Here is a 12,567-nt window from a genome sequence, read left to right on the forward strand (position 1 = left end):
GGGGTGTGGAATGAGTTGGTTTCTAGAGCAGTGGGAAAAAGTGAAAGGCGGCGCGGGGGAACTGGTGGACGGATACGTGGAGCGTGAAGTGGAAGCATCCAACCCAGAACCCGCAAATACGGCCAACATGCCCAAGCAGTCGGAAACCGCCAGTGTTATCAAGTATGACGACACTGCCGCCGCGATTGCGGCACAACAAGCGGCTGAACGTGCCGCCGCCAGCCAGCCAACCGCTTTTATGACGAAGTACGGTAAATGGTTAGCCATTGGCGGTGGCACCGTAGCGGCATTGGGAGTGTTTTCGCTTTTGGCTAAGGGGAAACGCTAATGGACCCAATGACAATGGCCGCGGCGTCTCAAATGGCGGGCTTTGATATGGGCGGCCTGAACATGGGCGGCGGTTCGATTGCCCCTAGTTCGAGTGCTTCCAACCAAGGTGGTACCAACACCGTGGGCGGTGCTGTTTTTGGGAACTACAACCCTGCCGCCACTACAAGCGCCCAACAAAATTGGGTGCCGTGGGTGGTGGGTGGTGCAGTCGCTTTGAGTGCAGTGTTGTTAATGCGTGGAGGTAAGTAATGGGATTATTTAGCTCATCAAGCCGAAGTAGCAATACGACCAACAACGACATTGATAACTACAACTTGCAGGGCACCAACGCTCAAACGGTGGTGGCTGGGAATAACAACACAATCACCAATACCGACTACGGGGCAATTGTGGGGGCGTTGGATTTAGTGTCCCAAAGCGTGGGTAGTAACCAGCTAGTGAGTTTAGCCGCCATGGAACAAAGCGCGGATTTAGCCGAAGTGGGCATGGCCTACGTTGGCGAAGCATGGAAAGACTCGTCCACGTTGGCAGTCGATACCGCAAAAAACGCCGCCAACATGATTGATGAAATCAGCCGTAACAACTCGGATCGCGTGGAGCATATGGCGACAGCTGTAGCAACGGATGGGCAAAACCTGATTGCTGAAAACGGCCTCAACTTTCAAACGAAGATGGCTGAAAACAGTAGACAGTTTATGTACGTGATTGGCGGTGTTAGCTGTGTCGCTGTGCTGGGAATGGCATTGCTCGCTAAGGGGGCTAAATGAAACATGAAATGCGCTTAAACCCGAACGAACGCTGGGACATTACCGCAACGGGGCGCTATATCGGTTATTCCAGTGGTTCACCTGAAATTGAAATAGTGATTGATGGGGAACCCCACTTTCTTGGTGTCAATGAGGTGTTGAGACTGGATGAGCCCTTTAAGGCATTCAGCGTGCGCAATGCGTCCGACTATGCGGGTGACATTGTTATCAAAACAGGAACCGGTGCCCTGTATATGGCGGGTGATGGACAGCTAACCGAAGTTCTCTCTGTGCGTGAGACGGTGAAAACCAACATGCTAAACGCTGGGGAAATCACCGACCCGATTTTAGTGGCACTTGCTCAAACGCTAACGGCGAACGTCTCTAACACTGGCGATATTAGTAACCCAATCGTTGCGGCACTGGCCCAAACACTGACGGCAAATGTCTCCAACACTGGCGACATCAGTAACCCAATCGTTGCGGCACTGGCCCAAACGCTAACGGCGAATGTCTCCAACACTGGCGACATTAGTAACCCGATTGTGGCCGCGCTGGCCCAAACGCTGACGGCGAACGTCTCCAACACAGGCGACATTAGCAACCCGATTGTGACGGCACTAGCCCAGACATTGGAAACACTAGAAAAGCCTGCCACTGAATTGGCGAGTTCTTCTAAAACGTTTACGGCGGGGGAATCGTTCACGATCACTGCCAATGCAAACCGCCGTGATGTGACCATCATGGCATCGGAAGACAATACAGACACGGTGATTGTGGCGGGTATCCCGCTTCGCGCTGGTCAGTATGTGGAATTAACTAAATACACAGGCGCGGTCACTGCCCAAGCAGTCGCCGCAAACGATCAAATTTTTATTACTGAGGTAATCAAATGAAAGTAGGTTCTCAATCAACCTTAAATGATTTGGCGTTACTAGATAGTCAAATCGAAGCGATTAACGCCACGATTTCAAAGCTGAACTCAGACGTTAGCCAATTCGCGGATATCAACAACCTCCACACTTTTATGAAGGTTCGCCCAACACTCACGACAGAAGATTTTTTTGTGATTCGTGAGCCGGGCATTTACAAAATTCAGAATGGATCACAGACCCCTAACCCTAATCGACCTCCTGAGCTTCGTTGGGGCTTGGCTAATTTGTATGGCTCACTCGTTGTTTACCGTTCTGAAATCAACGGTGAAAACCGAACAGTAATCGACTTCCTAAGTGATGGTGGTGCTCGATTCACAGCCCATTCAAATAATGGTGGCTGGAGTGAGTGGAGCGAAATTCCTGTCATTGGCGAGACGGCTATTGTTGATGCTGACGGCTTCATTAAAACGGTCTAAGCGCCGCGCTTAGACTCCTGAAAGAATCACAAAAGGAACATAAAACATGGCAATTATCCAAACCACAGCGGCGCTGAACTTGCTACCAGATGGCGTAAATAAAAACAGCACACAGCCACAGATGACAACCGAACGTCTAGAGCTTGGCGTTTACCAGATTGGCGGCGTAATCAGTCTAGCGTCTGAGGGCTGGCGCACCACGATCAAGAAAGACGATAACGGTGATCCATCTATCTCACTGGCAACAGAAGCCAACGAAACAGGCGTATTGGTCCGCACTTACGAACGCGGCACCACTACCCCTACTGACATCATCGGCGCGTTAACGCTTCGCTTTGACGTAGAAGTAGAAGTGCCTGACGTTGAGCCAGTAGCCGAAGAACCAGCCGCGTAATGAACAAGGGGGCATGGCTAGTGGTGGTGTGTGCCGCCGCTGGCCTGTACATCATGCTTAATCGAAAATGGACACCGCCCGAAGCGGCGCAACCGTACCTTGCTGACATCATGGCGGCTGAATACCAATACGGTATGCCGCGTTATCTGTTAGCACGACTACTCTACCAAGAGAGCCGCTACCGCCAAGACATCATAGCAGGCGAAACAACCAGTTCAGCTGGGGCCGTAGGTATCGCTCAAATTGTCCCACGTTGGCATCCCGAGGTAGACCCGCTTAACCCCGTGGCAAGCATATACTACGCGGCCAAGTATCTGGCGAAACTTAAGACGCGTTTTGGTGATTGGGAAACCGCGTTAGCGGCTTATAACTGGGGACCAACGGCGGTTAGTAACTCAATGAAAACAGCGGGTGAAAAGTGGCTGGCATCCGCCCCAACTGAGACGCAAAACTATGTGTCCGAAATTTGGGGAGACGTTGCGTAATGGCTGTGTTTACAGACAAGCAACTACTAGCCTTGGCCGTTGTTGGCGGCTTGGGGGCATGGTTTATCTACAACCGCGCCGCCCGAGTCGTCAACGACACAATAGAAACAGCGGGTGAAGTGGGCGAAGCCGTTGGGTTCCTAGGAGAATACTACCTAGATCAAGCAGTGGACTATGTATCTAGCGCGCTGGAAACCGATCCATTCGACAAAAAGTTCCGCCACCAACTGCCCCTTTTCAATGACGAACAATACGAGCGTTGGAAAGCGGCCGTACAAGCTGGACAAATCGAAAACAACCTACCCGACCCAACACAGGAATAAACCATGAAGGGACTGAACAAATTCATTAGCAACAACAAGAAAGCACTAGGCGCGTTAGTTGTCGTGATCGGCACAGCATTCACGCCAGTGCCCTCTGCAATCTGGAACATTGCCGCCCCGTTGATCGTCAACGGCGTAGAACAAGCCACAGAGGGCGAATAGTGGAACTGGAAATTATCAAACTACTGACAGGGACAGGAGCCGACACGGTCACAATCATAATCGGCTGGGTGCTGATCAAACACGAACTACGCATTCAAAAGCTAGAAAGCGGAAAAGAAAAAGGGGCAGATTAAGCCCCTACAACTCTGAATTAGCTCAATGATGGAAGCACATTTTTTTCATAGATCACATTGATCCCATCACAAATTTTTTCAACGCAATCATCAATGGAAAGATGGTTTGACTTTTCTATTGTGCTAGAGACAAAGAAACACTTACTTGAATTTTGAATAAGTTTAAAGCCTACCAGACGGTTTTCATTCATGAATACTCTAACGCGTGAGTCATGAATCGTGTGCTCTAACATTTCCCAGTTGGAAAGTGAATCATATGCAGTTAGATCGAATAAATAGTCCAAAGTGCTATTGTTTTCGTGAGCGACATAGAGCTCAAAATTCTTTTCTACAGCTTTGACCCAACGGCCACAATAACTAACAATTTCCATTCTGTTACTCCCTTCTCAAATGATAAAAAACTATCTTCTTGGTCTATCTTTAGGTAAAGCATAACAGCTCTATATTTGGTGTGGTGCTTAAGTTAGAGGATTCTGAATAAATAGTAATTCTACTGACGATAAAAATCCCCACCTATCCAAGCATCGTCCCGATATGCAAAAAGCGTCAGCGTTTCCACATCATCCTCTGCACCACTAGCAGCAAGACCAGCAGAATAAGAACCATTCAAACTATCGTCTGTACACTCCGAGGCGGTAGCCGTCATTGAGAATGCGGAATAACGGTAGTCTTCATCCTTTAGCACAACCGTGACTAGGCATCCCAGTTCTAACGAACGCAACGAAGCGACACCATTTGTCATCGTAAACGTGTCACTAGCCCCATCATCATACTGATACCACGTCCCATTTAAGTCTGATAAATCACGACTCTTTTTAAACTGGTTGTTATTTTCGGTATCACCTGTGCCTGCAAAAGTGAACGTATCAGAACCATACTTTAGGCTGGCAGATAAAGCGCCATTATTAAATGAAACGGTAGAGTCATATGTGTATTTATCATCACCGTCTATCTCGTAAAGAATCCCCGTTCCCGTGTTACCGTTCCAATTAAGGTCACCATATACAATAGAGCCTTCGGCGTTAATAAACGTGAACCCTGATTCGTTCACAAACGCCACCGACTCATATGTATTATCGTAAATGCTGGACGTGCCATACCAATATCCCACCGCACCACTGATAGCGGTATTCGTAGAAGTTGACTCGCTAGAACTACCGCCGCCACCGCAAGCAGTAAGAAAAACAGACGCCGCAACGGGCAAAAGAAGTGCTTTCATATCCTTGATTCCTTGTTATCCAAATAACGGCGGGGATAGTAGCACAGCTAGGCATTAGATAAAGATCAACGGGAAAAGCTAAAAGAGAAATAAAGTGTCCATATAGTGTCCACTTAGCGGGGTAAATATGGGTAAAAACTGTATAAATAAACAGTAAAAATAAAGCCTTAAGACCCTGAAACGCCCGTATTATGGGCGTTTTCAAGGCATTAAAAAGGGGAGCAAAGCTCCCCGTTCCCCTCACAGCAGTTCGGTGTTAGGCGTACACCTTTTGCGCTGCTGTACCACGTTGGCCCCGGTTGCCATGAGAGTTACCTCCCATTGCGAACTAGGTTATTGCAACAGGCATTGCAATAAATCTTGAATATTCGGTCAGATTACCTATCTTGCTTTAAAAGCGCAAGATATTTTTGACCGACTGTTCAACTTTATTAAATTAGGCCACCACAACGCAGTTCCGGCCCTTCTTTTTAGCCTTATAAAGCGCTTCATCGGCACGCTTTATAACTTCAGAAGACCTTTCATCTGGCTGGACCATCGCCAATCCCATGCTCGCAGTCACCGTTACAAATTTTTCTTTGTCATCTTTGGAGACATCTAACGGCTGCAAGTGAATTTGCTCACGAATATCCTCTAATATAGCCTCTGCATAGTCACAAGAGCGGCCTTTAAACAACAAGGTAAACTCCTCTCCTCCATAACGATAAACAGAAGCTGGACCAGAATGCTTCAATAAGACTCGGCCAACGATTCTGAGTACCTCATCGCCTTTATCATGACCGTGGGAGTCGTTAAATTTTTTAAAATGATCCACATCTAACATAGCAATGGCATAGGACTTGGGTAATGCCAGCATTGCCTCATTCAATGCTCGGCGACTGGGCAATTGCGTTAACTCGTCTCGAAAAGCCATACGATGGCTTTCAGCAACGATGAACCAAATCCAAATTAAAATTTGCGCACTGCGTAACGCTGCTTCTTGCTGTGGTGAAAACGTCATAAACTCGATCAGCAAGAGTGCAACCATACTGACTAAAACCGCTGACGAAAATCCGTCTGCTCCCCGCCACCAAACCACAACACTGACCAGCATGGTAATCAAAATGACAGCCCAACAGATTAAGGTTGTTAGGGACATCTGGAATCCAGGCACCATTACCTGAAGAAAGTTAAAATTGATCCAACTCTTTTCGTAAAAAAAGCTCCAAGCCACCAGCATGGAAAGAAACAGCAGGCGATTTAACCCGTACCGATTAAAAAAGCCTCTTTCCTTTAGTAATAAAAGTAAGCCAAGCCCTAAGGCCGTAATGGTCGCCGAGCTTGATGGCACACCGCCATTGGACACATAGGGATAAAAAGCGGGCAAAAGCAGTAAACCACCCGCGAGCAGCACCTTACCTCGATTAAAGTGCCAAGCGAGAAATACCATGACCACTGCCAAAATATAGGGCAGCAGCGGTAATAAAGAGAGTGCCAATGCTGGCAACTCCAATACATAGGCACTAGCAAATAAGCCAGCAAGTAAGACAAATAGCGGGACTAATAAGGGGCCTGTTTTTTGAGGCATGAACGAACCCATCGAACCTTTCGATTAAACCAAATCAATATCTTGCCCCGAAAAGCAGGCATTTTCATTAATAATAAGAGTTAAATAGCAGTAAATTTAAGATGAGAGAATATTATGGGTTTATTAATTGATGGTAAATGGCACGACCAGTGGTACGACACAAAAGCCACTAACGGTAAATTTGTCCGCTCACAATCACAATTTCGTAACTGGCTAGTGGCACCAAAAGACTATGACGCCGACAACTCAAAACACTTTCCTGCCGAGTCTGGCCGCTATCACCTGTATGTGTCATTAGCCTGTCCTTGGGCGCATCGCACATTGATATTTCGCCAACTGAAAGAGCTAGAAGCACACATCAGCGTAAGTTGTGTTCACCCACACATGCTGGAGAACGGCTGGCAATTTAAGCAGGAAGAACGTTTTGATGACGCCCAAGTTCCGACTGGAGACCCATTGTTTGGCTCTGACTTCGCCCATCAAATCTACACTAAAGCAGATCCCAAATACTCTGGTCGCGTGACAGTGCCGATTCTTTGGGACAAACACACCAATACCATTGTCTCCAACGAATCTGCAGACATCATCCGCATGTTTAATAGCGCTTTTAATGATCTAACAGGTAATCAAGATGATTATTACCCAGAGGAAAAACGCGCTGAGATCGATGACATCAATGATCGCATTTATGACACCGTCAATAATGGGGTGTATAAATCAGGTTTTGCCACCACTCAAGAGGCCTACGAAGAAGCAGTAGCCCCCTTATTTGAAACACTGGACTTCCTTGAGCAGCGCTTAGAAACACAAGCTTATCTTGTTGGCGAGCAAGCCACAGAAGCGGACTGGCGGCTATTCACCACCTTGATTCGCTTTGATCCGGTTTACTTTGGCCATTTCAAATGCAACTTACGACGCATCATTGATTACCCAAATTTAAATGCCTACTTAGAGGGTTTATACAACACAGCAAACGTGGCAAAGACAGTAAACCTCACTCATATTAAGCAACACTATTACTACAGCCACGACACAATTAACCCTACTCGCGTCGTTCCTAAAGGGCCTGACACGCTTTTTCGTAGTGATATGTAACTTCGAAATTAAGGGAAAATTAAGCAGTTTTGACAATCCCTAGACGCAAAACTATCAAAGTGCCGAAATTTTTTAGATAATGTTCTGCTAATACATAGTTTGCAATACTGAGCGGTTTACCCCTAACCGCTCTTGTTTGCATCGGTGCTAATTACAGATGGTTGATTATGGAACGTAAGCTACTTTGGGTTATTTCATGTATCGTCATTTTTATCCTATGGATAAAAATTGACCCTCAAAGCACGTCGCCGGCTCCTGCTCAAGAGCCATCAAAAGCGGCAAGCAAGACAGATGCGCCTACCAAGGCTAAACAGAAAGAGAGTCAGTCCACAAAGCAGGACAAAGACTCTGAAACCCCTGTAACAGAGCAAGAAAAGGCTTACTTTAAAAGCCATCCGATTACCGGTGAGGCACCAAACTTCGCCGAAATTTCAGATATTCCAACCAGAAAAGATGCCTTCTTTAATTTCTTAACGCCATTCGTGCATGAGAAAAATGCACTTCAGCTTGAAGATCGCGCTCGCATTGAGAAGATCTTGGCGAAGGGCCAACCCTTTAGCGCGGAAGACTTATCCTGGGTCGGCGCCCAACGCAGCATCCACCGCCTTAAGAAAGTCGAAGAATACGGTCCTGAGCACATTCAAGCACTGCTTAAATATGTTGATATTATCCCCACTTCCTTAGTCTTGGCTCAGGCAGCTAACGAGTCCGCTTGGGGTACTTCACGTTTCGCAACAGAGGGCAACAACTACTTTGGCCAATGGTGTTTCCGTAAAGGATGTGGCTTAGTACCAAACTCCCGTTCTGACGATGCCGATCACGAAGTACGTAAGTTCAATGACGCCCGCGAATCTGTATTTGCCTACATTGATAATCTTAATAGCAACCCTGCTTATCGAGAGTTACGCAATATTCGCGCAGAGCTTAGAACGAATGAAAGCACGATTACTGGTTTAGCTTTGGTTCACGGTTTAGAAAAATATTCTGAGCGTGGGCAAGAGTATGTGGATGAGATCGAGAGCTTGATCGATTACAACGAGTTATGGCGCTTTAACGTCCACACAGACAACCAAGAGCCTAACGAATAACGCCAAATCCGCCCCCTTACACAACTTTTGCTTGTCTAGGGGGGATTTACCTGCTTTTTCCCATTGCTTAGGGTGGCAGTCGCTCCCTTCCTTCCATTACAATAACCTCCGTTATTATCCCATTTCTAAATCGAGGACATTCCTTTGGCCCGTTTACCTGTTATCGTAGGCTTTGGCGGAATCAATTCGGCTGGACGTACTTCTTTTCATCAAGCATACCGTCGAATCATTTTTGATCTACTTCCCACAGCCCTTCAGCAGGAGGTTCTCCTAGACCTCGCAACTATTACTCAACTAGCTGAGCACCAAAACGGTCTTTGGTTAACCCCTGATGGGGAAGCACTCGATGCTGATACACTGATTGATACTTTTGGTGAAGAGCTTCTCGCTCGCACCTTGATTCGCCGCATCCACCCTAGTCTATTTGACGTAGACAATGTGGTGCTGCACAAGAGCTCTGCCCTATCGCCAGTCAGCGAAGGCGAAAAGCTTAGCTTCAGTGTTAAGACACGCTCCTTACCAGAGAACATCCCTGCTAACTGGCAAGTAAAAGAGCTGTCCAAAACTCATAGCGAAATTACGGTAGACGGCACACTAGAAACCTTTATCAAGGATACCAAGCCCCTTTCTGTGAAAGCGGCAGGTCAACTACCAACCGGGTTTGACCCATCTAAACTGTACCAGAGCCGTAACCATCCTCGCGGCCTACAAATGACAGTTTATGGCGCATCCGATGCCGTCCTAAGCAGTGGCTTGGACTGGGACACGGTACGCAATCATGTGGCCCCAGACCAAGTGGCTGTCTATGCTGCTAACTCTATCGGTCAAATGGACGACCTTGGCTTTGGCGGTATGCTGAAGTCCGCCCTAATGGGCAAACGCACGACTTCTAAGCATTTGCCTTTGGGTTATGCGCAAATGCCAGCAGACTTTGTAAATGCTTACATACTTGGCTCCGTTGGCAACGTAGGCACGTCCATTGGTGCTTGTGCGACCTACTTCTTTAACCTTGAGCGTGCGGTCGAGCAAATCAAATCAGGCAAGGTCCGTATTGCCATGGTGGGTGGCAGTGATGCGCCTATTACTCCTGAAATCATTGAAGGCTTCCGCACCATGGGTGCGCTGGCTGAAGACACTGCCCTGCTGGCATTAGATCAGCTAGAAAATCAAAAAGAGCCAGACCATACTCGTAGTTGCCGTCCGTTCGCCCAAAACTGTGGCTTTACCATCGGTGAATCTAGCCAATGGACGCTACTTATGGACGACGAACTTGCCCTAGAGTTAGGCGCGACGATTTATGGTGCTATCCCAGCCGTCTACGCGTTTGCTGACGGCTATAAAAAATCTATCTCTGCGCCAGGGGTAGGCAACTACCTCACCATGAGTAAGGCAATGGCTTACCTGCAAAACATCATCGGTGAAGAAGGTCTGACCCAACACACCTTTATCCAAGCACACGGCACAAGTACTCCGCAAAACCGTGTCACTGAGTCCCATGTATTGAGCCAAGCGGCAGCAAGCTTCGGCGCCGAAGCTATGCCAGTGACCGCTATGAAAGCTTACCTTGGACACTCCCAAGGGACAGCCGGTGGTGATCAGCTACATCTTTCATTAGGTGTTTGGGAGCACGGTGTATTGCCTGGCATCTTGACGTCTACTGCTGTGGCAGATGATGTCTACACTGATGGGCTTAAATTCCAGCTAAAACACGAAGACTACGGTAAAGAGCACTTCAAAGCTGCACTACTGAACTCCAAAGGTTTTGGCGGTAACAATGCAACAGCTGTCTTGCTATCACCTTTTAAAGCGATTGAAATGCTGCAAAAGCGCTATAGCGCAGAGCAAATGAAAGCTTACGAAGCGAAAAATGCGGAAGTTAAAAAAGCCGCAGAACGTTACAACGAAGCGGCAATTCGTGGTGAGATTGAGCCAATCTACCGCTTTGGTTTCAACGTTCTTGGTGGTGAAGAGCTTAACATTACCGATAAGCAAATTTCCCTTCCAGGCTACGAAATGCCAGTAGATCTAAAGGTTGCCAACGAATTCGACGACCTCGTTTAATACCTTACAGCTGTGTGGCCAACCCTATTCTAAGGTTGGCCACACGCTTACTGCAGCTTCTTAATTAAGAAATCGATCAGTAATCTCACCTTTTTTGGCAACAGCTTTCTATCGGCATAGACCGCATAAAACTGCCCAGAGAAAGTTTCATAGTCATCCAATAGGTGCACCAGTTCCCCAGTTTTCAAATACTTCTCTACCAAAAAATCTGGCTGCATAATGATGCCAGCGCCTTCCACCGCCAATCGAGTCAAAGCACCGCCGTTGTTGGCAGAGAGAGTGCCACTAATCGAAGCCTCTTCTGTCACACCATCTTTTGTAAACACCCAACGACCAGTGTTCGGCGCATTTGTGTAGACCAGACAATCATGCTGGCTCAGCTCATTAGGAAATTTAGGGACACCTTTACGCTCAAGGTACTTAGGCGAAGCACAAACATAACCTTGCATGCGACACAAAGGACGAGCGATAAAATGATCGCCCCCTAAATCACCGCCCCGTACTGCCAGATCAATGCCAGACTCAGTCAAATCAACACGCTTGTCACTGAAGTCGACTTCCAGACTAATCTCAGGGTACAAACTGGAAAACTCACTCAGAATTGGCACCATATGGGACAAACCAAAATCCATCGGCACACTCAAACGCAGATGACCTTTGGGCTGATGGGTTAAATCCCCTAAATCACTTTCTGCCTCTTCAATCGCTTCTAAGATTGGCACGCAGTGTCGATAGTATTGCTTCCCAGCGTAGGTAATACTGATATTACGAGTATTACGATGCAGCAATTTAGCACCCAGCTCCTCTTCCAAGGCGTTGATATAACGAGTCACCATAGGTCGAGAGATGTCCAGTGATTCACTGGCCATCTTGAAGCTTTCTGCTTCATAGACTCGACAAAATACCTTCATCGCTTGCAGCTTATCCATCAGTACTCCTAATTAGCGAAAAAGTTCCACAAACATTATTTCACAATATGAAACAGTGAATTATATATCGGTGTAATTATGTATTGAAAGAAACTGATTATACTTGGTCTCATCATAAATCAACGAATAGCGGAGACCCCCTATGAAAGCATTACTTTTAACGACAGCCGTTCTAGCGTCTGGAAGCGTTTTAGCAGCAGATTACAATGTTGACCCAGCTCACTCTGCAGTGACTTTTGAAGTAGGCCACTTAGGCGTTAGTACAACAGCAGGTCGCTTTAACGAGTTCGAAGGCAACTTCACTATCAATGATGACAAAAAGTCTGGTAGTGCTTCTTTCACAATCAAGGCCGACAGTGTTGATACCAACCATGCTGCACGTGACAAGCACCTACGTAGCCCAGACTTTTTGGATGTAAAACAATTCCCAACTCTGACGTTCACCAGCACTTCCTTTAACGGCGAAGAGTTAACAGGTGACCTAACACTTCACGGCGTGACTAAGTCAGTAACGTTTGACGTGGAAATGATCGGTGAAGGCAACGACCCATGGGGTGGTTACCGCGCAGGTTTCGAAGCAAGCACAACCATCAAGCGTAGTGACTTTGGCGTTAGCTACTTCATTCCTGGTGTGACTGACGAAACTGAAATCGAAATCTTCGTTGAAGGCATTCGCCAGTAAT

The 12,567-nt window shown here is 47.1% G+C and carries 18 protein-coding genes; 14 read left to right on the forward strand and 4 right to left on the reverse strand.

Going from position 1 to position 12,567, the window contains the following annotated elements; all coding sequences use genetic code 11:
* Positions 1 to 10 precede the first annotated feature (10 nt).
* The 10 genes from ACFQ45_RS13135 to ACFQ45_RS13180 are packed head-to-tail and all read left to right on the forward strand — an operon-like array spanning position 11 to position 3,925.
* The gene (locus ACFQ45_RS13135) at positions 11 to 328 is read left to right on the forward strand and encodes a hypothetical protein (protein ID WP_377368415.1); all 318 of its coding nucleotides are present in this window, start codon (positions 11 to 13) and stop codon (positions 326 to 328) included.
* Positions 328 to 579, forward strand: coding sequence for a hypothetical protein (locus ACFQ45_RS13140; RefSeq protein WP_377368417.1), 252 nt, complete (start codon positions 328 to 330; stop codon positions 577 to 579). Before ACFQ45_RS13135 ends, ACFQ45_RS13140 begins: the two co-directional genes overlap by 1 nt.
* Positions 579 to 1,097: a hypothetical protein gene (locus ACFQ45_RS13145; RefSeq protein WP_377368419.1), complete on the forward strand. Its 519-nt coding sequence runs from the start codon at positions 579 to 581 to the stop codon at positions 1,095 to 1,097. The genes ACFQ45_RS13140 and ACFQ45_RS13145 overlap by 1 nt, the downstream gene beginning before the upstream one ends.
* The gene (locus ACFQ45_RS13150; RefSeq protein ID WP_377368421.1) at positions 1,094 to 1,972 is read left to right on the forward strand and encodes a hypothetical protein; all 879 of its coding nucleotides are present in this window, start codon (positions 1,094 to 1,096) and stop codon (positions 1,970 to 1,972) included. Before ACFQ45_RS13145 ends, ACFQ45_RS13150 begins: the two co-directional genes overlap by 4 nt.
* On the forward strand, positions 1,969 to 2,427 hold the full coding sequence (locus ACFQ45_RS13155) for a pyocin knob domain-containing protein (protein WP_377368423.1): 459 nt from the start codon (positions 1,969 to 1,971) through the stop codon (positions 2,425 to 2,427). Before ACFQ45_RS13150 ends, ACFQ45_RS13155 begins: the two co-directional genes overlap by 4 nt.
* 46 nt (positions 2,428 to 2,473) lie before the next feature.
* Positions 2,474 to 2,821 (forward strand): phage tail fiber protein, encoded by a 348-nt coding sequence (locus ACFQ45_RS13160; protein ID WP_377368425.1) that lies wholly within the window; start codon positions 2,474 to 2,476, stop codon positions 2,819 to 2,821.
* Positions 2,821 to 3,306 carry a lytic transglycosylase domain-containing protein gene (locus ACFQ45_RS13165; RefSeq protein ID WP_377368427.1) on the forward strand — a complete coding sequence of 162 codons (486 nt, stop codon included), beginning with the start codon at positions 2,821 to 2,823 and terminating at the stop codon, positions 3,304 to 3,306. Before ACFQ45_RS13160 ends, ACFQ45_RS13165 begins: the two co-directional genes overlap by 1 nt.
* Positions 3,306 to 3,629, forward strand: coding sequence for a hypothetical protein (locus tag ACFQ45_RS13170; protein ID WP_377368429.1), 324 nt, complete (start codon positions 3,306 to 3,308; stop codon positions 3,627 to 3,629). Before ACFQ45_RS13165 ends, ACFQ45_RS13170 begins: the two co-directional genes overlap by 1 nt.
* A gap of 3 nt (positions 3,630 to 3,632) precedes the next feature.
* Complete coding sequence (locus ACFQ45_RS13175; protein WP_377368431.1) at positions 3,633 to 3,791, forward strand: hypothetical protein; 159 nt, start codon at positions 3,633 to 3,635, stop codon at positions 3,789 to 3,791.
* Positions 3,791 to 3,925: a hypothetical protein gene (locus tag ACFQ45_RS13180; RefSeq protein ID WP_377368433.1), complete on the forward strand. Its 135-nt coding sequence runs from the start codon at positions 3,791 to 3,793 to the stop codon at positions 3,923 to 3,925. Before ACFQ45_RS13175 ends, ACFQ45_RS13180 begins: the two co-directional genes overlap by 1 nt.
* A 17-nt stretch (positions 3,926 to 3,942) precedes the next feature.
* Here the strand turns inward: ACFQ45_RS13180 and ACFQ45_RS13185 are convergent, their stop codons facing one another.
* The 3 genes from ACFQ45_RS13185 to ACFQ45_RS13195 all read right to left on the reverse strand — a co-directional run bounded on the left by ACFQ45_RS13185 (position 3,943) and on the right by ACFQ45_RS13195 (position 6,711).
* Complete coding sequence (locus tag ACFQ45_RS13185) at positions 3,943 to 4,296, reverse strand: hypothetical protein (protein WP_377368435.1); 354 nt, start codon at positions 4,294 to 4,296, stop codon at positions 3,943 to 3,945.
* A gap of 119 nt (positions 4,297 to 4,415) precedes the next feature.
* Positions 4,416 to 5,144: a hypothetical protein gene (locus ACFQ45_RS13190; RefSeq protein ID WP_377368437.1), complete on the reverse strand. Its 729-nt coding sequence runs from the start codon at positions 5,142 to 5,144 to the stop codon at positions 4,416 to 4,418.
* A gap of 436 nt (positions 5,145 to 5,580) precedes the next feature.
* The gene (locus ACFQ45_RS13195) at positions 5,581 to 6,711 is read right to left on the reverse strand and encodes a GGDEF domain-containing protein (protein ID WP_377368439.1); all 1,131 of its coding nucleotides are present in this window, start codon (positions 6,709 to 6,711) and stop codon (positions 5,581 to 5,583) included.
* 114 nt (positions 6,712 to 6,825) lie between these two features.
* Here ACFQ45_RS13195 and ACFQ45_RS13200 point away from each other — a divergent pair, with 114 nt between their 5' ends.
* From ACFQ45_RS13200 to ACFQ45_RS13210, 3 genes are all read left to right on the forward strand, one after another.
* Positions 6,826 to 7,806 (forward strand): glutathione S-transferase family protein, encoded by a 981-nt coding sequence (locus ACFQ45_RS13200; RefSeq protein ID WP_377368441.1) that lies wholly within the window; start codon positions 6,826 to 6,828, stop codon positions 7,804 to 7,806.
* A gap of 167 nt (positions 7,807 to 7,973) precedes the next feature.
* Positions 7,974 to 8,894: a glucosaminidase domain-containing protein gene (locus tag ACFQ45_RS13205; RefSeq protein ID WP_377368442.1), complete on the forward strand. Its 921-nt coding sequence runs from the start codon at positions 7,974 to 7,976 to the stop codon at positions 8,892 to 8,894.
* A gap of 144 nt (positions 8,895 to 9,038) precedes the next feature.
* Complete coding sequence (locus ACFQ45_RS13210; protein WP_377368444.1) at positions 9,039 to 10,955, forward strand: beta-ketoacyl synthase; 1,917 nt, start codon at positions 9,039 to 9,041, stop codon at positions 10,953 to 10,955.
* A gap of 47 nt (positions 10,956 to 11,002) precedes the next feature.
* On the opposite strand, the gene ACFQ45_RS13215 is transcribed toward ACFQ45_RS13210, so the two are convergent.
* Complete coding sequence (locus ACFQ45_RS13215) at positions 11,003 to 11,884, reverse strand: LysR family transcriptional regulator (protein WP_377368446.1); 882 nt, start codon at positions 11,882 to 11,884, stop codon at positions 11,003 to 11,005.
* A 142-nt stretch (positions 11,885 to 12,026) separates the two neighbouring features.
* On the opposite strand from ACFQ45_RS13215, the gene ACFQ45_RS13220 reads away from it, so the two are divergent.
* Positions 12,027 to 12,566, forward strand: coding sequence for a YceI family protein (locus tag ACFQ45_RS13220; protein WP_377368448.1), 540 nt, complete (start codon positions 12,027 to 12,029; stop codon positions 12,564 to 12,566).
* Position 12,567 lies beyond the last annotated feature (1 nt).

It is taken from the genome of Rhodanobacter aciditrophus, from assembly GCF_042679525.1.
GTDB classification, from domain to species: Bacteria; Pseudomonadota; Gammaproteobacteria; order Pseudomonadales; family Marinomonadaceae; genus Marinomonas; species Marinomonas aciditrophus.

Excerpts from the sequence above, each read along its gene's own strand:
- ACFQ45_RS13135 (WP_377368415.1), top strand. The coding sequence starts at position 11 with ATGAGTTGGTTTCTAGAGCAGTGGGAAAAAGTGAAAGGCGGCGCGGGG.
- ACFQ45_RS13140 (WP_377368417.1), top strand. The coding sequence starts at position 328 with ATGGACCCAATGACAATGGCCGCGGCGTCTCAAATGGCGGGCTTTGAT.
- ACFQ45_RS13145 (WP_377368419.1), top strand. The coding sequence starts at position 579 with ATGGGATTATTTAGCTCATCAAGCCGAAGTAGCAATACGACCAACAAC.
- ACFQ45_RS13150 (WP_377368421.1), top strand. The coding sequence starts at position 1,094 with ATGAAACATGAAATGCGCTTAAACCCGAACGAACGCTGGGACATTACC.
- ACFQ45_RS13155 (WP_377368423.1), top strand. The coding sequence starts at position 1,969 with ATGAAAGTAGGTTCTCAATCAACCTTAAATGATTTGGCGTTACTAGAT.
- ACFQ45_RS13160 (WP_377368425.1), top strand. The coding sequence starts at position 2,474 with ATGGCAATTATCCAAACCACAGCGGCGCTGAACTTGCTACCAGATGGC.
- ACFQ45_RS13165 (WP_377368427.1), top strand. The coding sequence starts at position 2,821 with ATGAACAAGGGGGCATGGCTAGTGGTGGTGTGTGCCGCCGCTGGCCTG.
- ACFQ45_RS13170 (WP_377368429.1), top strand. The coding sequence starts at position 3,306 with ATGGCTGTGTTTACAGACAAGCAACTACTAGCCTTGGCCGTTGTTGGC.
- ACFQ45_RS13175 (WP_377368431.1), top strand. The coding sequence starts at position 3,633 with ATGAAGGGACTGAACAAATTCATTAGCAACAACAAGAAAGCACTAGGC.
- ACFQ45_RS13185 (WP_377368435.1), bottom strand. The coding sequence starts at position 4,296 with ATGGAAATTGTTAGTTATTGTGGCCGTTGGGTCAAAGCTGTAGAAAAG.
- ACFQ45_RS13190 (WP_377368437.1), bottom strand. The coding sequence starts at position 5,144 with ATGAAAGCACTTCTTTTGCCCGTTGCGGCGTCTGTTTTTCTTACTGCT.
- ACFQ45_RS13195 (WP_377368439.1), bottom strand. The coding sequence starts at position 6,711 with ATGCCTCAAAAAACAGGCCCCTTATTAGTCCCGCTATTTGTCTTACTT.
- ACFQ45_RS13200 (WP_377368441.1), top strand. The coding sequence starts at position 6,826 with ATGGGTTTATTAATTGATGGTAAATGGCACGACCAGTGGTACGACACA.
- ACFQ45_RS13205 (WP_377368442.1), top strand. The coding sequence starts at position 7,974 with ATGGAACGTAAGCTACTTTGGGTTATTTCATGTATCGTCATTTTTATC.
- ACFQ45_RS13215 (WP_377368446.1), bottom strand. The coding sequence starts at position 11,884 with ATGGATAAGCTGCAAGCGATGAAGGTATTTTGTCGAGTCTATGAAGCA.
- ACFQ45_RS13220 (WP_377368448.1), top strand. The coding sequence starts at position 12,027 with ATGAAAGCATTACTTTTAACGACAGCCGTTCTAGCGTCTGGAAGCGTT.